The sequence below is a fragment of the Streptomyces sp. NBC_01261 genome (assembly GCF_036226385.1).
Classification (GTDB): domain Bacteria; phylum Actinomycetota; class Actinomycetes; order Streptomycetales; family Streptomycetaceae; genus Streptomyces.
Window position 1 is genome coordinate 7,683,535 of sequence record NZ_CP108463.1, and the last position, 19,350, is coordinate 7,702,884.

The window sequence follows — 19,350 nt, forward strand, 5'->3', positions numbered from 1 at the left end:
CCGCACCCGCACCCGCGTCAACCACCCGCACCGCCCTACCAGGAACAGCAACAGAATGAGGTGCACCGTGTTCTTGAGATTCCTCCGCACCCGGCCGCGCCGGCTGAGAAACGCCACCCTCGCCGCACTGTCCGCGCTCGTGACCGTCCTCGCGCTGGCCGTCGGCGTGCCGCAGGCCTCGGCCGCCACCTCGCTGCCGTGCGACATCTACGCCACCGCCGGGACGCCCTGCGTCGCCGCGCACAGTCTCGTCAGGGCGCTGTACTCCTCGTACAACGGCTCGCTGTACCAGGTGCGGCGGGCCTCCGACAGCGCCACCGCGAACATCGGGCTGCTGGCGGCCGGGGGGTATGCCGACGCGGCGGCGCAGGACTCGTTCTGTGCCGGTACGACGTGCGTCATCACCAAGATCTACGACCAGTCCGCGCGCCACAACGACCTCACGATCGAGGGCGCGGGCGGGGCCGGCGTCGCCGATGTCGGGGCGCCCGCGGACGCGCTGCCGGTGACCGCCGGCGGGCATCAGGTCTACGGCCTGGAGATCTCGGCCGGCATGGGCTACCGCGACAACTCCACCTCGGGTGTGGCCACCAACGGTGCCGCCGAGGGGATGTACATGGTGACCTCGGGCACCCACGTCAACGGCAGTTGCTGCTTCGACTACGGCAACGCGGAGACCAACAACCAGGACACCGGCAACGGTCACATGGACGCGATCAACTTCGGTACCGAGTGCTGGTTCTCGCCCTGCTACGGCGGAGGCCCCTGGGTGCAGGCCGACCTGGAGAACGGGCTGTTCCAGTCGGACTCCGGGTACAGCAAGAACACGGCGAACACCGGTACCGGGGCGATACCGTTCGTCACCGCTTTGCTGAAAAACAACGGTCAGGACCATTTCGCGCTGAAATCCGGGAATGCGCAGTCGGGGAGTCTCACGACCTCCTATTCCGGGGGTGAACCCACCACGAGCGGTTACTCGCCCATGCATCAGGAAGGCGCGATCGTCCTGGGCACCGGCGGGGACAACAGCAACGGCTCCATCGGTTCGTTCTTCGAGGGCGTCATGACCGCCGGCATCCCGACCGACGCCGCCGACAACTCCGTACAGGCGAACATCGTGTCCGTCGGCTACGGCGCCTCGACCGGCACCACCGGGACACTGGCGGCCGGTTCGGAGATCTCGCTGCGCGCGACCACCTCGTGCTGCACCGGCGACTACATCCGGCACCAGAACAACGCGGCGGTCCTCTCGGCCATCACGTCCAGCAGCGCGACGCTCGACAAGGGCGACGCCACGTGGATCGTCCGCAAGGGTCTTGCCGACAGCTCCTGCTACTCGTTCGAGTCACGGAACTATCCCGGTGACTTCCTGCGCCACTACAACTACCAGCTCTACCGCCAACCCATGGTCGGGACAACGCAGTTCAGACAGGACGCCACGTTCTGCGCCTCGACCGGCAAGAGCGGCACGGGCACCTCGTTCGCGTCGTACAACTACCCGACCAGATATCTCCGGCACTACAACTACAACGTCTACATCGCGAGTGACGGCGGCTCCAACGCCTTCGACAGCGCCACCTCGTGGACGGACGACGTGAGTTGGGTGGTCACGGCTCCCTGGGCGCCGTAGCTCCCGCCGTAGTCACCACGGAGGACGTCAACTCCGCCGACTCCACGGGGAGTTCGGCGGTGACCGTGAAGCCGCCGCGTGGTGACGGGCCGGCCCGCAGGGAGCCGCCCGCCACCGCGAGGCGTTCGGTGAGGCCCTTCAGACCGGTTCCGCCGATGCCCTCGGCGGGACCGGTCGCCGTCGTCCCGCCGTCTCCGGGGCCGTCGTCCGCGATCGTCAGGCGGACGCGGTCCATGACCCCGTCGAACGTGATCTCGCAGCGGGTCGCGCCGCTGTGCCGTACGACGTTGGTGACCGCCTCGCGGACCACCCAGCCCAGCAGGGCCTCGTTCTGCGGGGTCAGCAGCGGGCCCGACTGACGGACGACCGGGGCGATGTCGGCGGCGGACAGGGCGGAGCGGGCGCGGTCCAGTTCGGTGGCGAGGCTGCCCTCGCGGTAGCCGGTGACGGCCTCGCGGATCTCGGTGAGCGCCTGCCGGCCCACCGCCTCGATGTCGGTGATCTGGCCGAGCGCCGCCTCCATGTCACGGGGTGCGAGGCGCCGGGCCGCCTCCGACTTCACCACGATCACCGAGAGGGTGTGCCCGAGCAGGTCGTGCAGGTCGCGGGAGAACCGCATCCGTTCCTTCTCGACCGCGCGACGCGCCAACTCCTCGCGGGCGGCGCGCAGTTCGCGTACGGCTTCGGAGAGGGAGAGGATCGCCGCGGTCACCATCGTCGACAGGAACGTGCCGTAGGCGACGTTGATCGCGTCCCAGCCCGACCGGTAGACGGAGACCGCGGCGGCGAGTGCGGTCAGGGCGAGGCCGACCTGGCCGAGGCGCGGGCCCCGGACGACGGCGCCCGTGGCGAGGCCGAGCAGCGGGAAGAAGTAGAGCCAGCTGCCGCCGTAGCCGAGGGCGAGGCCGCAGGTGATCAGGCCCATCACGATCAGCGCGACGACGGTCGAGACCGCCTGGCGCTTCTCCTTCACGAAGGAGCGGAACACGACATAGATGTAGAGGGAGTTGAAGGCGAACAGGCCCAGGCCGCCGATCCAGGGGTTCGAGGTCTTGCCCTGGAGGAGGTTGGAGAAGGAGCCCATGCCCATCAGGAGCCATGGCAGCAGGGTGAAGCCGGTCGGCGGCGGGCCCGGGTTCTCGGGCCACTCGCCCTTGCGGCGGGCCTCCTTCTGCGCGGCCTTGAACTCCGCCATGTCGGCCTTCCAGCGGGCCCGCTCCGCCCGCCAGTGGCGTACCTGGCAGGTGATCCCTTGCATCCAGGACATCTCTCTCGCTCCCCCGGTCACACGGTCCGCCCGGTCCGGCGGTACGCCAGCACAGCGTACGAACCGAACGCGAGCAGCCAAGCGGTCAACACCACGATCGCGCCGAGTGCCGGGGCGTGCCCGTCGGCGACGGAGGTGCCGAGCTCGGCGAAGCGGTTGGTCGGCGTGAAGTGGGAGATGGCGCGCAGCCAGCCGGGAAAGAGGCTGATCGGGAACCACAGGCCGCCGAGCACCGCGAGCCCCATGGTGCAGGCCATGTTCGCGACGCCGGTGGTCTGGGAGGTGAGCCCGTAGCCGTTGCCGAGGCCGAGCAGGGTGAACGGGATGGAGCCCAGCCACAGCAGCAGCGCGATCGCCGCCCACTGCCAGACGTCCAGCCGTACGCCGTTGACCAGGCCGCCCGCCGTGAGCACCGCGACGATCGAGGGCAGCACGGTCACCGAACCGGTCAGCGCCCGGCCGAGGACGACCTGGCGCGGGGTCATCGGGGTCACCCGCAGCTGCCGCAGCCAGCCGATCGCCCGGTCCTCGGCGACCCCGCCGCCGGTGTTGAGGGCGGAGCCGACCGCGCCGTAGGCGGCCATGCCGACCATCGCCGTGGCCTTGTAGCCGCTGTCGTCGCCGTCGAGGTTCGTGAACAGCAGGTACATCATCACGGGCATCGCGACACCGCCGATCACGAAGCCGACGTCGCGCAGGGTCCGGCGTACTTCGAGGCGCAGGTAGTCGATCATCGGACGGTCTCCGTCTCGGGGAAGGTGCGGGTGGGTGAGGGGAAGGTGGCCTTCGGGGCCGCGGGGTTCATGGCACCGGCTCCGGTGCGCGGGACGTCGGCCTCGGGGGACGTCAGCGCGAGGAACGCGTCGTCCAGGGACGCGGGGCTGACCTCCAGGCCGCGGATCGCGTCCAGGTCCGCCAGTGCGCGCACGGTCGCGTCCGAGTCGTCGGTGCGGAGCAGGGCGCGGTCGCCGCGTACTTCGACGGTCCGTACGCCGGGCAGCAGACGCAGCCCCCCGGTGGCGCGGCCCGCCAGGTCGAAGGAGACGAGGCTGCCGCCGGCCGCCCGCTTGAGCTGCTCGCCGGTGCCGTCCGCGACGATCCGGCCGCGGTCGATGACGACGATCCGGTCGGCGTGCGCGTCCGCCTCCTCCAGGTAGTGCGTGGAGAACAGGACGGTGTGCCCGCGCCGGGCGTACGCCCGCATCGACTGCCAGAACGCGTGCCGGGCCTCCACGTCCAGCGCCGCGGTGGGCTCGTCCAGCACGATCAGCGACGGGTTCCCGGCCAGCGCCACGGCGAACCGCACGCGCTGTGTCTGCCCGCCCGACAGCCGGTCCACCCGCCGCCCGGCCAGGTCGCCGATACCGGCCAGCTCCAGGGCCCGCGCGACGGGCAGCGGCGCCGGATAGCACCGGGCGACGAAGGCGACCAGCTCGCCGACGGTGACCCGGGGCACCGCCCGCGACTCCTGGAGCATCGCTCCGACCAGGCCGTTTCGTACGGCCGACTCCGGTGCGGCGCCGAAGAGTTCGACCGTGCCGGCGTCGGGCGCGTTCAGCCCGAGCAGCAGCGAGATCGTCGTCGACTTGCCCGCGCCGTTGCGGCCGAGCAGCGCGATCGTCTCGCCGCGCCCGATCTCCAGGTCCACACCGTCCACGGCGCGCACCGCGCCGAAGGTCTTGACCGCCCCCGCGAAGGACACGGCACGCTCTGTCCCACCTGTCTGTGTCATGGCTACGACGCTACGGATCCGGGCCCCCCGCCCGGCAGATGCGCATGTACGGACTCGGGCAGGACAAATGTCACGGGTGCCGACGCGGGCGCCGGTGCCGACACCGACCTGACGCACCGTCAGGAGCCTTCACAAGTTCGGGGCGCTCGGCTATACAGAAGGGCGCCGGACTGGAACGCGTTCTAGGTCGGCCCGTGACGACCTCGGTGCGGCCGACGGTGCGGACGGCCGCACCGGGGTCTCTCGCCACCATGACGCACGCCGCCGCCACCGACGTTCGCCGCCACCGAACAGGAGACCCATGCCGATCGACGCCGCCAGGGCACTCGCCGCCGAACCCCGCTCGGGAGAGATCTCCTGGAACACCAAGGACGTCCAGCTCTACCACCTCGGCCTCGGCGCGGGCATCCCCGCGACCGACCCCGACGAGCTGCGTTACACCCTGGAGTCCCGGCTGCACGTCCTGCCGAGTTTCGCCACCGTCGCGGGCAACGGCTCGCCCGGCGTCATCAGCGGCCTGTCGATCCCGGGCGTCGAGGTGGAACTCGCCCGCGTCCTGCACGGCGGCCAGACCCTGCGCCTGCACCGCCCGATCCCGGCCCAGGGCACCGCGACCAGCACCGGCAGGATCGCCGCCGTCTACGACAAGGGCAAGGCGGCCGTCCTCGTCATGCGCACCGAAGTCGCCGACGCGGAGGGCCCGTTGTGGACCAACGACGCGCAGATCTTCCTACGGGGAGAGGGCGGCTGGGGCGGCGACCGCGGCCCCTCCACCCGCCTGGAGGCCCCAACGGGCCATCCCGACAAGGTGGTCGAGCGGCACATCCGCGAGGACCAGGCCCTCCTCTACCGCCTCTCCGGCGACTGGAACCCGCTGCACGCCGACCCCGAGTTCGCCAAGCTCGCCGGATTCGACCGCCCCATCCTGCACGGCCTGTGCACCTACGGCATGACGCTGAAGGCGGTCGTCGACACGCTGCTCGGCGGCGACGTGACCCGGGTGCGCGCCTACGACACACGCTTCGCCGGCGTGGTGTTCCCCGGCGAGACGCTGCGCGTCCGCATGTGGCGGCGGGGCGACGCCGAGGTACGGGTCGCGGTGAGCGCCGTGGAGCGGGACGACGCACCCGTCCTCGCGGACACGATCGTCGAACACTCCTGACCCCGAATGACCGCCGAACACTCTTGAGCCAAGCCCGAGTCGAGGGGAGCCGCATCATGCTCGCAGCCGTACTGCACGAGATAGGCCAGGACAAACTGGAGGTCCTCGACGACATCGAGGCGACGGGCTTCGGGCCCGGCCGGGTCAGGATCCGGGTGCGCGCCACGGGGCTGTGCCACTCGGACCTGTCCGCGATGGCCGGCGTACTGCCCCAGCCCGCCCCCTTCGTACCCGGACACGAGGGCGCCGGCGAGATCCTCGAAGTCGGCGAGGGCGTAAGCCACTTGAAGCCCGGAGACCGGGTCGTCGTCTGCTGGCTGCCCGCCTGTGGCGTGTGTCCCGCCTGCAAGCGCGGCCAGACCCAGCTGTGTCTGGCCGGGTTCATGAACGCGGGCACCCCCAACTTCAAGCGCCCCAGCGGCGATGTCTTCGGCTTCGCGGGCACCGGCACCTTCGCCGAGGAGGTCGTCGTCGACGCGGGCTGCGCGGTACCGATCCCCGACGACGTGCCCTTCGACATCGCCGCCCTCATCGGCTGCGGGGTCACCACCGGCCTCGGCGCCGCCCTCAACACCGCCGACGTGGAGGCCGGTTCGTCGGTCGCCGTGATCGGCTGCGGAGGCGTCGGCATCTCCGCGATCCAGGGCGCCCGGCTCAAGGGCGCCGCCGAGATCGTCGCCGTCGACCCGGTCGCCTCCCGCCGCGAGGCCGCCCTCAAGTTCGGTGCCACCAGGGCGATCTCACCGGACGAGCTGCCCGACGCCAAGCAACAGGTCACCGGGGGCGAGGGGTTCGACTACGTCTTCGAGGTCGTCGGCCGCTCCGCCACCGCCCGCACCGCCTACGAGAACACCCGGCGCGGCGGCACCCTCGTCGTCGTCGGCGCGGGCGCCCTGGACGACTATCTCCAACTCAGCATGTTCGAGCTGTTCTTCGACGAGAAGCGCATCCTGCCCTCGATGTACGGCGGGGGAGACGTGCTGCGTTCCTACGAGCGCACGATCGCCCTGTGGCGGGCGGGCCGCGTCGACCTGGAGAGCCTGATCACCCACCGGGTGCCGCTGGCCGACATCAACGAGGCCCTCGACCAGATGCGCCAGGGGACGGCCCTGCGCACGTGCATCGAGATCTGAGGGATCCGAGGGCGCCTCTTCTACTGAAAGGACCTTGATGTCACTGCCACTTGAGGGCCTCTCCGCGATCGTCACCGGCGCCGGACGCGGGCTCGGCCGGGCCGAGGCGCTGGAGCTCGGCCGGCTCGGCGCGGCCGTCGTCGTCAACGACTACGGACAGCCGGGCCGGGACGGGTCGGGGGAGGCGTCCGCCGGTCCCGCCGAAGAGGTCGCCGCCGAGATCCGCGCGGCGGGCGGACGCGCCACCGCCCACACCGGGGACGTGGCCGACTTCCAACAGGCCGCCGAACTGGTCGAGTTGGCGATCGCCGAGTTCGGCAGGCTCGACATCCTCGTCAACAACGCGGGCATCCTGCGCGACCGCATGGTCTTCTCCATGACGGAGGGCGAGTGGGACGCGGTGATCCGGGTCCACCTCAAGGGCCACTTCAACACGACCCACTTCGCGGCCCGGCACTGGCGCGAGCGCTCCAAGGCGGCCGGCGCACCGGTGTACGGCCGGATCGTGAACACCTCCTCCGAGGCATACCTAGCGGGCTCGGCGGGACAGCCCAACTACGCGGCGGCGAAAGGCGGAATCGTCGGCCTGACCACCTCCACGGCCCTAGCCCTCGCCAAGTACGGCGTCACCGCGAACGCCATCTGCCCCCGCGCCCGCACCCGGATGACCGAGGACGTCTTCGCCGGGTTCGGGGAGCGCGGCGAGGGTCTCGACCCCCTCGCCCCCGAGCATGTCGCCCCGCTCGTCGGCTACTTGGCCTCACCCGCCGCCGAACGGATCAACGGCCAGCTCCTCGTCGTCCACGGCGGCATGGTCGCGATCGTCGAACGCCCGCACGTCCAGGCCAAGTTCGACAGCAAGCAGGACATCTTCAGCTACGACGAGCTGGACGCCGTACTCACTCCGCACTACGCGGAGCGACCGCCGGGGGAGACCTTCGCGGCGGCCGAGGTGCTGGGACTCAAGCGGGAGCCGGGCACGGCATAGGGAACGCGGCGGCCCCGCCCGTCCGGAGACGAGCGGGGCCGTGTCGTGCGAGCTGGTGCAAGGCGCCTGACGTGTCGTCAGACAGTCGCGTACTTCGACTGCGTGGACTGCTCGGACGGCTTGCGGTGACGGCCGTGGGCGGCCGCGTCGCCGTCCTGCGCCGAGACCGGGCCCCGGTGCTTGCCGTGACCGGAGGCGTCGTGTGTGTCGGCAGACATGGTCTGCGCGGTGTTCGAGTCGTTCATCGGAAAGTTCACCCCGTTGCAACATGATCCTTCATACAGCCCGGCGATCTTATCCAGCCGTTCCCGGGGTGAAGCGAGGCGGACCGCCGTCCGGAACGAGTTCGTTACCGAGCCGCACCACTTTGTTACCCGACGGCCACCCGGCCGTTGAGCGGCGCTTCCCGCAAGGGCACCGGACGCGGCGCGACCGGCACCGGAGGATCCGGTCGTGACGGTGCCGACGGCGACGGCGCGGCCTCCCCAGGCGCGCCCCCCGTCCCGTCCCGAACCGGATCCTCCGGGCGTGTCTCCCCCGTACCCCCCAGGCCCCCCGCAGCCGCAGCGGACCCCGCAGCCGCAGCGGACCCCGCGTCCCCTGCTTCCCCCAGGCCCCCCGTTCCCCCCGCCCCCCTGGGCACCGCGAACCGCGCCACACCGCACGGCACTTCCCGTGTGGCGTACGGCAGTCGCAGCACCCCGTCCTCGGTCCACAGCCCGGCGCCCGCCAACCAGCCCTCGGGCGCCGGGAGTTGGAGCAACTGCCGCTCGGCGGGCCGCCATACGGCGAACCAGGTGCCGGTCGGCCCGTCGACACGCAGCGCGACCCCGCAGTTCTCCGGCATCAGCACCTGCCCCGGCTGGATCGCGAACGGCGTCACCGTGCAGTCCGGCAGCCGCAGGCACTCCGGGAACCGCACCGGCAGCGTGGAACCGACGACCCCCCAGCCCAGCCGGTCCCCCCGGCCCGGCGACGGCGCGTCCGAGCGGATCAGGAGCAGCCCGCTGTCCGGGTCGGCCGCGAGCAGCCGGTCGTCGCTGTCCGCGGCGATCTGCAGCAGCGGCGACACCTCCCCGTCCCGCTCCAGGTCGACCACGATCGCCTTGGTCCGCCCGCCGACCTCCCGGTCCAGGGCCAGCATCCGCCCGGCCCGGTCCAGCCAGACCCCGCCCGAACACCGCCCCGGGACCATCGCGAGATGCTCCGGCCCGAACGCCCCGCCCGCCACCAGCCACACGGCGGTCGAACGCCGGCCCACGGCGAGGGCGTACGCCTTCTCGCCCCCCGGCGCGGGCGGCAGCAGCCGCAGCCGGGTGTCCGGGTCCGGGCACTCGACCGCGCCGAGCGGCAGCTCACCGGTGCCCGGGCCGGTCGGGTAGAGCAGCGAGAACGCGTGCCGCCCGTCGACCAGCCGCCGGATGAGCACCCGCCCGTCGCCCATCGGCTGGACCTCGGTGCCGGGCTCCTCCGGCTGGTTGCCGGGCAGCGGCACGGCGTACGGCTCGGGGCCGTCCAGCGTCCACCGCTCCGGGAACAGGCAGTCGCCGGCCGGCGCGAGGCGGGCGGCGTACGCCCCGTCCGCGGTGATCGCACACGTGGTGCCACCGTTCCGCGGGACCCCGCACTCGTCCCCGCATTCGTCGCCGTCCTCGTCCGCCGCCGTGGGCTCGATCGCACAGGCCGTCATGGTTCGGTCACCTCCGGCCACGAAACTAGTTTTCGCACGTACGGACGTGGGACCGATGAGCAGCCGCTTCACCAATAAGGGTGGCCAAGTAACGATTCGCCTGAGGAAACGGGGGCCGGTGTGCTGAACGGGGCCGCACACCTCCGTACGGCCGGTTCAGCGGTTCAGCCGATCGGTCCAGCCAGGTAGCCTTTCCCCGTGCCCCGTCAGTCCGTACCCCGCCTGTCCGAAGTCATCGCCGCGCTGGAGAACCTGTGGCCCGCCGAGCGGGCCGAGTCCTGGGACGCGGTCGGCACCGTCGTGGGCGACCCGGAGCAGGACGTCACCCGCGTGCTGTTCGCCGTCGACCCGGTCCAGGAGATCGTCGACGAGGCCGTGAAGCTGGGCGCCGACCTGCTGGTCACCCACCATCCCCTCTACCTGCGCGGTACGACCACGGTCGCGGCCTCCACCTTCAAGGGCCGTGCGGTGCACACCCTGATCAAGCACGACATCGCGCTGCACGTCGCCCACACCAACGCCGACCGCGCCGACCCGGGAGTCTCCGACGCCCTCGCGGGCGCGCTGGACCTCAGGGTCGTAGGACCGCTCGTACCGGACCCGACCGACCCGGAGGGCCGCAGGGGCCTGGGCCGGATCTGCGAGCTGGACCACCCCCTGACCGTCCGCGACCTCGCGGCCCGCGCCGCCGAGCGCCTGCCCGCCACCGCGCAGGGCATCCGCGTCGCGGGCGACCCCGACGCCCTGGTCCACCGGATCGCGGTCAGCGGCGGCTCCGGCGACAGCCTCTTCGACGACGTACGAGCGGCAGGCGTGGACGCCTTCCTGACAGCGGACCTCCGCCACCACCCGGTATCCGAAGCGCGCGCCCAGAACCCTCTCGCGCTGCTCGACGCGGCGCACTGGGCCACCGAGTGGCCCTGGTGCGAGCTGGCCGCCGCCCAGCTCGACGAGATCTCCGACCGCGAGGGATGGGACCTCAGGGTCCACGTCTCCAAGACGGTCACCGACCCCTGGACCGCCCACGCGGCGTCCACCACCACACCTGACAAACCTGGAGCCCCCAACTGAACGCCGCGCCCGCCGACCAGATCCGACTTCTCGACGTCCAGGCCCTCGACGTACGCCTGTCGCAGCTCGCGCACAAGCGCAACTCCCTGCCCGAGCACGCCGAGATCGACTCGCTGACCAAGGACCTCACCCAGCTGCGCGACCTGCTCGTGGCCGTGCAGACCGAGGAGAGCGACTGCGCCCGCGAGCAGACCAAGGCCGAGCAGGACGTGGACCAGGTGCGCCAGCGCGCCACCCGCGACCAGCAGCGCCTCGACTCGGGCGCCGTCACCTCGCCCAAGGACCTGGAGAACCTCCAGCGCGAGATCGTCTCCCTCGCCAAGCGCCAGGGCGACCTGGAGGACATCGTCCTCGAAGTCATGGAACGCCGTGAGTCCGCGCAGGAGCGCACCACCGAACTGACCGAGCGGGTCGGTTCCGTGCAGGGCCGGATCGACGACGCGACCGCCCGCCGCGAGGCCGCGTACGAGACCCTCGACGCCGACGAGGCCACGGCCGAGAAGGAGCGCGAGGTCGTCTCGGCGACCATCCCCGCGGACCTCCTCAAGCTCTACGACAAGCTCCGCCAGCAGCAGGGCGGCATCGGCGCGGCCAAGCTGTACCAGCGCACCTGCCAGGGCTGCCGCCAGGAGCTCGCCATCACCGACTTCAACGAGGTCCGCGCCGCGGCCCCCGACACGGTCGTCCGCTGCGAGAACTGCCGCCGCATCCTGGTGCGCACGTCCGAGTCCGGCCTGTAAGGAGCGTTCGCCGTGCGGGAGTTCATCGTCGAGGCGGACGGCGGTTCCCGGGGAAACCCGGGCCCCGCGGGCTACGGTTCGGTGGTCATCGACGCGACGACGGGGGAGACCCTGGCGGAGGCGGCCGAGTACATCGGCATCGCCACGAACAACGTCGCCGAGTACCGGGGCCTGGTGGCCGGCCTCCGCACGGCCCACGCCCTGGACCCCGCCGCCCACATCCACGTCCGCATGGACTCCAAGCTGGTCGTGGAACAGATGTCGGGCCGCTGGAAGATCAAACACCCCGACATGAAGCCGCTGGCGGCGGAGGCGGGCGGGGTGTATCCGGCGACGCAGGTGACGTACGAGTGGATCCCCCGGGCCCAGAACAAACACGCGGACCGCTTGGCCAACGAGGCGATGGACGCGGGAAAGCGGGGCGAGCAGTGGTCGCCCTCAGACTCAACGGCGGACCTTCGCAGCACAGGCTCGGCCGAGGCTTTTGAGGGCCGCGGCAGCGACCAGCTTTCCGACGCAGGTCCGGGCGAGACCCCTAAGGGCCACGGCCACGCCCAGCTTTCCGGCGCAGGCTCAGCCGAGGCTTTTCAGGGGCGCGGGACACATGCGGGGCTTTCTAGTGCAGGCTCGGCTGAGGCTTCTCAGGGGCGCGGCAGTGACCAGCTTTCCGACGCAGGTCCGGGCGAGACCCCTAAGGGCCACGGCCACGCCCAGCTTTCCGGCGCAGGCTCAGCCGAGGCTTTTCAGGGGCGCGGGACGCATGCGGGGCTTTCCGGTGCGGGCTCAGCCGAGGCTTTTGAGGGCCGCGGCAGCGACCAGCTTTCCGACGCAGGTCCGGGCGAGACCCCTAAGGGCCACGGCCACGCCCAGCTTTCCAGCGCGGGCTCAGCCGAGGCTTTTCAGGGGCGCGGGACGCATGCGGGGCTTTCCAGTGCAGGCTCGGCTGAGGCTTTTGAGGGGCGCGGCAGCGACCAGCTTTCCAGTGCAGGCCCAGCTGATGCCCTTAAGGGGCGCGGGGAACTGCGCGACCAGCCCCCACCGGCCGGCACTGTGACGACAACCGACAAAACCACCGCCGACACCCGCGCAGCCCGCAACGTAGCGACCCCCAGTGCCGGTTGGGCCCCCGCAGACATGGGCGCCCCCGCAACCTTCGTCCTCCTACGCCACGGCGAAACCCCCCTCACCCCCCAGAAGCGTTTCTCAGGCAGCGGCGGCACCAACCCCGCCCTCTCGAACGTCGGCCGCGACCAAGCGGAACGAGCCGCAACCGCGTTGGCATCCCGAGGCACGATCCAGCACATCATCGCCTCCCCCCTCACCCGCACCAGAGAAACCGCCGCAGCCGTAGCAGCCCGCCTCGGCCTCGACGTGACGATCGAAGACGGCCTGCGCGAAACGGACTTCGGCGCCTGGGAAGGCCTCACCTTCGGCGAGGTACGCGACCGCTACCCCGAAGACCTCACCACCTGGTTGGCCGACCCCACGGCCCAACCCACCGGCGGCGGCGAGAGTTTCGCGGACACGGCAACCCGAATCGCCGCCACCCGGGACAAGCTGACCGCGACCTACGCGGGCCGCACGGTCCTCCTCGTCACCCACGTCACCCCGATCAAGACGTTCGTCCAACTCGCCCTGGGCGCCCCACCGGAGTCCCTGTTCCGCATGGAACTCTCGGCCGCCTCGATCTCCGCCGTGGCGTACTACGCCGACGGCAACGCGAGCGTACGACTCTTCAACGACACGTCCCACCTACGCTGAGCGCAGGGCCGCCGCCTCCCGGGCCAACGCCTCGACCCGCCCCCAGTCCCGCGCGGCCACCGCATCCGCCGGAATCATCCAACTCCCGCCCACACAGCCGACGTTGGGCAACGCCAGATACTCCGGCGCGGAGTCGACCCCTATCCCCCCGGTAGGACAGAACCGCGCCTGCGGCAACGGCCCCGCGAGCGCCTTGAGATACGCCGTACCGCCAGAGGCCTGAGCCGGGAAGAACTTCATCTCCCGCACCCCGCGCTCCAAGAGCGCGACCACCTCGGACGTGGTCGACACCCCCGGCAGGAACGGCACCCCGGACCCCTGCATGGCCTCCAGCAGCAGTTCGGTCCACCCGGGACTCACCAGGAACCGTGCCCCCGCCCCCACACACTCCTTCACCTGCCCCGGAGTCAACACGGTCCCCGCCCCGACCACGGCCCCCGACACCTCACCCGCGACAGCCCGCAACGCCTCCAGCGCGCCCGGCGTCCGCAAGGTCACCTCGATCGCGGGCAGCCCCCCGGCGACGAGCGCCCGCGCGAGCGGCACCGCGTCGGCGACGTCCTCGATGACGACGACGGGCAGCACAGGAGCAAGATCGAGCAGGCCAGAGGAAGGCAACGGCGAGGAAGGCATGCCCTCATCCTGCCGAGCCGATGCAGTACACGCAAAGCCCATTGCGCACACTGCAACGCGCGCGTTCAAAAACCCTCGGTGAAGCCCGAGAACCCTCAGTGGATCTCGTCCACCAACACATCCAACGCCCAAGCCCGCCCCGCCTGCGAGGGCGCCTCCGCCTCCACCACGTACCCCAACCCCCGCAACGCCTCCACCAACTCACCCGGCGTCCCCGGCGCCCCCGCCGAGGTCAGCAGACTCCGCACGATCCGCCCCTTCGTCGCCTTGTTGAAGTGGCTGACGACCTTCCGCGTCGGCGCATGCAGCACCCGCACGGTCGCCGTCCGCCCCGCGACCTCCCCCTTCGGCTTCCACGCCCCCGCATACGCCGAGGACCGCAGGTCAAGGACGAGCCCGCCCCCGGCGACCTCCGGCAGCACCGCCGCCATCGGCCCCCGCCAGTGCGTGCCCAGCGCGCCGAGCCCGGGCAGCCGTACCCCCATCGAGCAGCGATACGACGGAATCCGGTCCGTCACCCGCACCGCGCCCCACAACCCGGAGAACACCAGCAGCGAGCGCGCGGCCCGCCTCTTCGCGGCGGGTTCGAGCGAGGCCAGGTCGAGGGCGTCGTAGAGAACCCCCGTGTAGATCTCCCCGGCGGGCCGCGCACCAGCCGTCCGCAGGTCGACGTTCTTCGCGATCTCGCCGCGCAGTCCCTCAGTCAGCCCGAGGACCTCGCGTGCCTTCTCCTCGTCGGCCGCGCACAGGTCGACGAGTTCGTCGAGCACGGCGGCGCGGGCGTCGGCGAGTCCCGGCAGCGACAGCGACTCCGGCTTGAGGGGGGCGCCACGGCCGGAGGAGGCCTTGCCTTCGGAAGGAGGCAGCAGGACGAGCACGGCGGGTTTCTCCTTAGGGATTTCTGGAGGGAACTTCTGGCTTACCTGGGGGGCTAGGGCCTGTCCGGCGGATCATGCCGCAGACGCGGGGTGTGGCACGCTCTCCCCCGCTGCCTTAGAGGCGTGGGGGACCCCCAGCGGCGTTGTCGTCGGTCGCCGACGTCCCCCGGCCTTCGGCCGGGAGGTGCCCCCATCGCGTCGCCTCCTCCTCCGCCTTGCAGCCGCACGCACCACACCCCGTTCACCGGCGCTGATCAGGCACCGCCGATTTCCTGCGACCTGATCCGCCGGACAGGCCCTGGCGCCAGCGTAAAGGGTGCGGGCCTGCGGATTGTGCCTACGCTCGTGACATGCCCAGCCGCCGTATCCGGGTGACCGGCACCCCCGAAGCCCCGCTCCGCACCGCCCTCACCGCACTCCGCACCGAACTCGGCGTACCCGAGAACTTCCCGCCGGAGGTGCTGGCGGAGGCGGAACGCGCCGCGAAGGCACCGGCCCCGCCTGCCGAGGACGCGACCGACATCCCCTTCTTCACCATCGACCCGCCCACGTCCATGGACCTGGACCAGGCGATGCACCTGTCCCGCAGGGCCGCCGGCGGCTACCGCGTCCGGTACGCCATCGCCGACGTCGCCGCCTTCGTGGTCCCCGGCGGCGCGCTGGACGCGGAGGCCCACCGCCGCGTGACCACGCTCTATTTCCCCGACGAGAAGACCCCGCTGCATCCGCCCCTGCTGAGCGAGGGCGCCGCGAGCCTGCTGCCGGACGTGACCCGGCCGGCGGTGCTGTGGACGATCGACCTCGACGCGGACGGCCGTACGTCCGCCGTCGACGTCCGCCGCGCCCTCGTCCGCAGCCGGGCCAAGCTCGACTACGCCACCGCGCAGCGGCAGATCGACGCGGGCACCGCCGAGGAGCCGCTCGCGCTCCTGAAGGACATCGGCGAGGCGCGCGAACGCCTGGAGGTCGAGCGCGGCGGCATCTCCCTCAACGTGCCCGAGCAGGAGATCGTCGAGCGGGACCACACCTACGAACTCGCCTACCGCGCCCCGCTCCCGGCCGACGGCTGGAACGCCCAGATCTCTCTCCTCACCGGCATGGCTGCCGCCGACCTCATGCTCACGCACGGCACCGGCGTCCTGCGCACCCTGCCCACCGCCCCGGACGGCGCGGTCGGCCGGCTGCACCGCACCGCGCACGCCCTGCACATCGACTGGCCGCACCACCTGCCGTACGCGCGGCTCATCCGCTCCCTCGACCCCCACCTCCCGCACCACGCGGCCTTCCTCCAGGAGTGCACGACCCTGCTGCGCGGCGCGGGTTACACGGTCTTCCGCGACGGCAACCTTCCCGCCGTCACCACCCACGCGGCGGTGGCCTCCCCCTACACCCACTGCACGGCCCCGCTACGACGGCTCGTCGACCGCTACGCCTCCGAACTCTGCCTCGCCCCCGGCAACCCACCCGCCTGGGTCCTGGCCGGACTCGACGCCCTCCCCAAACAGATGGCCGACGGCACCCGCCTGGCCGGCACCGTCGAGCGCGAGTGCGTCGACATCGTCGAGGCGGCGCTCCTGAAGGACCGCGTCGGCGACCTCTTCGACGGCTATGTGGTGGACGTGGACGAACGCCAACCCACCGTGGGAAAGGTGCAGTTGGACACCCCGGCCGTCGTCGCCCGCCTCGAAGGCGGCACGACTCCGCTGCCGCTGGGGGAGCGCCTGCGTGTCCGCCTCACCCAGGCGGACCCGGGGACGTCGAAGGTACGGTTCGCGCCCGCCTGACCACTTGCAGATGAGCCTGAATGGTCGCTACGACGCGGTCGGCGTCGTCGGCGTGGAAGTGGACGGTGTCGACCTCCCGCCGTCGGCCGAGGAGGGTGAAGTGGGTGACGGGCTCGGCAAGTTGGAGGGTGACGGAGGTGCGGAAGGCGACGGGGAGGTCGAGTTCACCGTCGGCCCGGCGCCGGGCCGTCCGCAACTCGCCCTGGGCGGAGGCGATATGACCCAGCGGGACGATCACGTCGGCGCGGGCGGCCCGCCGGAGCCGTAGCGCGTATGTGTCCGTGTCCAGCAGGTGCGGGCGGGCGACGGAGGCCGTGTGCAGGGCGGCGACGGACGCGACCGCCAAGAGGCCCAGGACCGGCACCACTTGGTGGAGCACCGGGCAGTCCCGCAGCAGCACCGACATGGTGAGGGTCTCCAGGACACACGCGAGCGCCGACCCGGCCACCAGGGCCCGTCGCGCCCGCGCATACCCGAACACCCGCCCGCCGCCTGCCCAGTTGGTCCTCATGGGGTCAGTGCAGATGCTGACGTCGCGTGAGTGTCAAGCGCCAAGCGGCGCGCCGAACCACAGTCGCAGTGCCTCCGTCGGATCGTCCTCGGCGCTGTCCGTGTCGGCCGCCCATGCGGTGATTCCGTCCGGGCGGACCAACAGCCCGGCGAGTTCCGGGTGTTGGGGGCAGGCGGTGGTGAGGACGTCCACCAGACCCTCGTACCCGGCCGCGCGGGCACGGAGTTCGGGGTCGTCGGCGAGGTCGAGGAGGAGGGCGCGGCCGGTGTGGAGGTGGTCGCCGAGGCGGGTGCCGTCGGCGAGTTCGAGGTCGGGGGCGCTGCGGCCGGTCAGCGGGTGGTCGCCGGGGAGGTCGTAGCGCTGCCAGGCGCCGGAGATCCGCTTGACGAAGTACGTCGTGCCGTCGGCCGTCCCCGCGAGGTCGCCGACGATCCCGCGCAGGGCACGGGCGTGGGCGTCGGGGCGCATGATCGCGATCTGGGCGCGCGTCCAGTCCAGCACCCAGGCGCCGATCGGATGCCGTTCCGCCGTGTAGGTGTCCAGCAGGTCGGCCGGGGCCCGGCCGCTCACCACCAGGGCGAGTTTCCAGCCGAGGTTCATCGCGTCCCCGACGCCGAGGTTGAGCCCCTGTCCGCCGAACGGCGAGTGCACATGCGCCGCGTCGCCCGCGAGCAGCACCCGGCCCGCGCGATAGGTGTCCGCCTGGCGGCAGTTGTCGGTGAAGCGGGTTGCCGTCTGCAGGGCGTGCACGGTGACGTCGACGCCGGTCACGCGGCGCACGCTGGCCTGCAACTCCTCGGTGGTGACCGGGGATCGACGGTCGGCGGGCGGCCCGTCGAACTCGATGGAGACCATCCGTCCCGGCATCGGGCCGTAGGTGTACATCCCGGTGCCGGTGACGTTCCAGCCCTTGTTCAGGCCCTCGGTGCCGGTCATGTCGGCGATCGCCTGGTAGCCGGTGATCTCCGGTGCGGTGCCCGGGAATTGGACCCCGGCGAGCTTGCGGACGAGGCTGCGGCCACCGTCGCAGCCGACCAGCCAGCCCGCGCGGACGGCCTGCGGCGCCGATCCGTCCGTAGCGGCGAGGTGGACGGTGACCCCCTCGTCGTCCGCGTCGTAGCCGGTCAACTCGACCTGTCGGCGCACCTCGACGCCGAGTTCGTCGGCGCGCCGGCCGAGCAGCCGCTCCAGCGGGGCCTGCGGGACGAACCGTCCGACCTCGCCGGGCGGGCCGACCTCCGCGAAGGCGGGGTCCGACGTGTCGAGCAGATCGGCCCGCAGGGTGATCCCGGCGAAGTGCCCGGCGGACTTCGGCGGCGGGGCGGCCCCGTCTTCACGGCTCTGCGTCCGCAGGAACTCCTTCATGCCGTTCGCCGTCTCGACCTGCACCTCGGTGAGCGCGGGCAGCAGCCCCCGCCGGTACAGGCCGACGGCGGTGAGGGTGTTGATCCCGCCCGCCTTGACGGTCTCGTCCACCTCGGCCAGCCGCTCCGCGACCAGTACGCGGGCCCCGCCGAGCCGCAGCTCACAGGCGAGCAGCAGCCCGATGGGCCCGGCTCCGGCGACGACGACGTCGTAGTTCGTGTCCGTGTCCGTGTTCGTGTTCGTGTCCGTGTTCATGCCTTGAGTGTAGTCACTAAAAAATTATGTTGGCTACACTGTTCTCGTGAGCGAGAGCAGATACGAGAGCGTGAACGAGATCAAGGGCGCGGCGGAGCTGCCGCTGAGGGAGCGCAAGAAGCGGGCGACGCGGCAGCGGATCTCGAACGTCGCCTCGGCGCTGTTCCGGGAGCGCGGCTTCGACCAGGTGTCGGTGGCGGAGGTCGCGCGCGCCGCCGAGGTGTCGACGATGACCGTCTTCAACTATTTCCCGCGCAAGGAGGACCTGTTCCTCGACCGCATCCCGGAGGCGGTCGAGATGTTCGGCGGAGCCGTACGCCACCGCGCCCCCGGCGAGACCCCGCTCGCCGCGCTCCGCCGTCTCGCCCTCGAACTCCTCGACCGGCGCCACCCGTTGGCCGGCCCCGACAGCGGATTCCCGGACTTCTGGGAGGTCGTGGCCGACTCGCCCGCCCTGCGCGCCCGGGGCCGCGAGGCCCTGGAGGAGATCGAGAACGCCCTGACCGCCGCCCTCACCGAGACCGCCCCGGACACCCCCGACCCCGCCCTGACCGCGGCCCTGACCGTCGCCGCCTACCGCACGGTCTACGTCACCACCGCGCGCCGCGTCTTCTCGGGAGAGGGCGCGGAAGGACTCGTGGCGGATCATCGGGCACGGCTGTGCGCGGCCTTCGACGTGTTGGAACGGGCGCTCACCCCGGCATGACATACGGCCCCGGCGCGTTGCACCCTGTGGGGAAGAGGGGGTGC

Annotated in this window: 18 protein-coding genes; 9 read left to right on the forward strand and 9 right to left on the reverse strand. The window is 71.7% G+C overall.

Features of this window, described 5'->3' with window-relative positions:
- The first annotated feature begins 67 nt into the window (after nt 1-67).
- Nucleotides 68-1,630, forward strand: coding sequence for an alpha-L-arabinofuranosidase B (locus OG226_RS34250; protein ID WP_328683659.1), 1,563 nt, complete (start codon nt 68-70; stop codon nt 1,628-1,630).
- Here the strand turns inward: OG226_RS34250 and OG226_RS34255 are convergent.
- From OG226_RS34255 to OG226_RS34265, 3 genes are read right to left on the reverse strand one after another with little or no spacing between them, the layout of a single operon-like run.
- On the reverse strand, nt 1,608-2,897 hold the full coding sequence (locus tag OG226_RS34255; RefSeq protein ID WP_329351047.1) for a sensor histidine kinase: 1,290 nt from the start codon (nt 2,895-2,897) through the stop codon (nt 1,608-1,610). The two genes, OG226_RS34250 and OG226_RS34255, sit on opposite strands and share 23 nt — an antisense overlap.
- A 17-nt stretch (nt 2,898-2,914) precedes the next feature.
- Nucleotides 2,915-3,631, reverse strand: coding sequence for an ABC transporter permease (locus OG226_RS34260; RefSeq protein WP_328683661.1), 717 nt, complete (start codon nt 3,629-3,631; stop codon nt 2,915-2,917).
- A complete protein-coding gene (locus tag OG226_RS34265; protein WP_328683662.1) occupies nt 3,628-4,629 on the reverse strand; it encodes an ABC transporter ATP-binding protein in 1,002 nt (333 codons plus the stop codon). The genes OG226_RS34260 and OG226_RS34265 overlap by 4 nt, the downstream gene beginning before the upstream one ends.
- Nucleotides 4,630-4,930: 301 nt before the next feature.
- Between OG226_RS34265 and OG226_RS34270 the strand changes: the two genes are divergently transcribed.
- Genes OG226_RS34270 through OG226_RS34280 form a run of 3 tightly spaced genes read left to right on the forward strand, consistent with a single transcriptional unit; the run spans nt 4,931 to nt 7,912 of the window.
- Entirely contained in the window at nt 4,931-5,791 is an 861-nt protein-coding gene (locus OG226_RS34270) for a MaoC/PaaZ C-terminal domain-containing protein (protein WP_329351048.1), read from the forward strand.
- Between the two features lie 56 nt (nt 5,792-5,847).
- Nucleotides 5,848-6,924: a Zn-dependent alcohol dehydrogenase gene (locus OG226_RS34275; RefSeq protein WP_328683664.1), complete on the forward strand. Its 1,077-nt coding sequence runs from the start codon at nt 5,848-5,850 to the stop codon at nt 6,922-6,924.
- 37 nt (nt 6,925-6,961) lie between these two features.
- A complete protein-coding gene (locus OG226_RS34280; protein ID WP_329351049.1) occupies nt 6,962-7,912 on the forward strand; it encodes a 3-oxoacyl-ACP reductase in 951 nt (316 codons plus the stop codon).
- Between the two features lie 77 nt (nt 7,913-7,989).
- Here OG226_RS34280 and OG226_RS34285 read toward each other — a convergent pair whose 3' ends face one another.
- A complete protein-coding gene (locus tag OG226_RS34285; RefSeq protein ID WP_329353759.1) occupies nt 7,990-8,130 on the reverse strand; it encodes a hypothetical protein in 141 nt (46 codons plus the stop codon).
- Nucleotides 8,131-8,282: 152 nt separating this feature from the next.
- Nucleotides 8,283-9,602 (reverse strand): hypothetical protein, encoded by a 1,320-nt coding sequence (locus OG226_RS34290; RefSeq protein WP_329351050.1) that lies wholly within the window; start codon nt 9,600-9,602, stop codon nt 8,283-8,285.
- A gap of 198 nt (nt 9,603-9,800) precedes the next feature.
- Here OG226_RS34290 and OG226_RS34295 point away from each other — a divergent pair, with 198 nt between their 5' ends.
- The 3 genes from OG226_RS34295 to OG226_RS34305 are packed head-to-tail and all read left to right on the forward strand — an operon-like array spanning nt 9,801 to nt 13,174.
- Complete coding sequence (locus tag OG226_RS34295; RefSeq protein WP_329351051.1) at nt 9,801-10,673, forward strand: Nif3-like dinuclear metal center hexameric protein; 873 nt, start codon at nt 9,801-9,803, stop codon at nt 10,671-10,673.
- Entirely contained in the window at nt 10,670-11,413 is a 744-nt protein-coding gene (locus tag OG226_RS34300) for a zinc ribbon domain-containing protein (RefSeq protein WP_328686521.1), read from the forward strand. Before OG226_RS34295 ends, OG226_RS34300 begins: the two co-directional genes overlap by 4 nt.
- A gap of 12 nt (nt 11,414-11,425) precedes the next feature.
- Entirely contained in the window at nt 11,426-13,174 is a 1,749-nt protein-coding gene (locus tag OG226_RS34305; protein ID WP_329351052.1) for a histidine phosphatase family protein, read from the forward strand.
- On the opposite strand, the gene eda is transcribed toward OG226_RS34305, so the two are convergent.
- Together eda and yaaA are read right to left on the reverse strand one after the other, a co-directional pair.
- On the reverse strand, nt 13,166-13,807 hold the full coding sequence (gene eda, locus OG226_RS34310; protein ID WP_329351053.1) for a bifunctional 4-hydroxy-2-oxoglutarate aldolase/2-dehydro-3-deoxy-phosphogluconate aldolase: 642 nt from the start codon (nt 13,805-13,807) through the stop codon (nt 13,166-13,168). The two genes, OG226_RS34305 and eda, sit on opposite strands and share 9 nt — an antisense overlap.
- Nucleotides 13,808-13,902: 95 nt before the next feature.
- On the reverse strand, nt 13,903-14,685 hold the full coding sequence (gene yaaA, locus OG226_RS34315; RefSeq protein WP_329351054.1) for a peroxide stress protein YaaA: 783 nt from the start codon (nt 14,683-14,685) through the stop codon (nt 13,903-13,905).
- Nucleotides 14,686-15,035: 350 nt separating this feature from the next.
- Here yaaA and OG226_RS34320 point away from each other — a divergent pair, with 350 nt between their 5' ends.
- Nucleotides 15,036-16,469, forward strand: coding sequence for an RNB domain-containing ribonuclease (locus OG226_RS34320; RefSeq protein WP_329351055.1), 1,434 nt, complete (start codon nt 15,036-15,038; stop codon nt 16,467-16,469).
- On the opposite strand, the gene OG226_RS34325 is transcribed toward OG226_RS34320, so the two are convergent.
- Complete coding sequence (locus tag OG226_RS34325; protein ID WP_329351056.1) at nt 16,420-16,980, reverse strand: hypothetical protein; 561 nt, start codon at nt 16,978-16,980, stop codon at nt 16,420-16,422. The two genes, OG226_RS34320 and OG226_RS34325, sit on opposite strands and share 50 nt — an antisense overlap.
- Before the next feature lie 33 nt (nt 16,981-17,013).
- On the reverse strand, nt 17,014-18,600 hold the full coding sequence (locus OG226_RS34330) for an FAD-dependent monooxygenase (RefSeq protein ID WP_329351057.1): 1,587 nt from the start codon (nt 18,598-18,600) through the stop codon (nt 17,014-17,016).
- A gap of 46 nt (nt 18,601-18,646) precedes the next feature.
- On the opposite strand from OG226_RS34330, the gene OG226_RS34335 reads away from it, so the two are divergent.
- Complete coding sequence (locus OG226_RS34335; protein WP_329351058.1) at nt 18,647-19,306, forward strand: TetR/AcrR family transcriptional regulator; 660 nt, start codon at nt 18,647-18,649, stop codon at nt 19,304-19,306.
- Nucleotides 19,307-19,350: the final 44 nt, after the last annotated feature.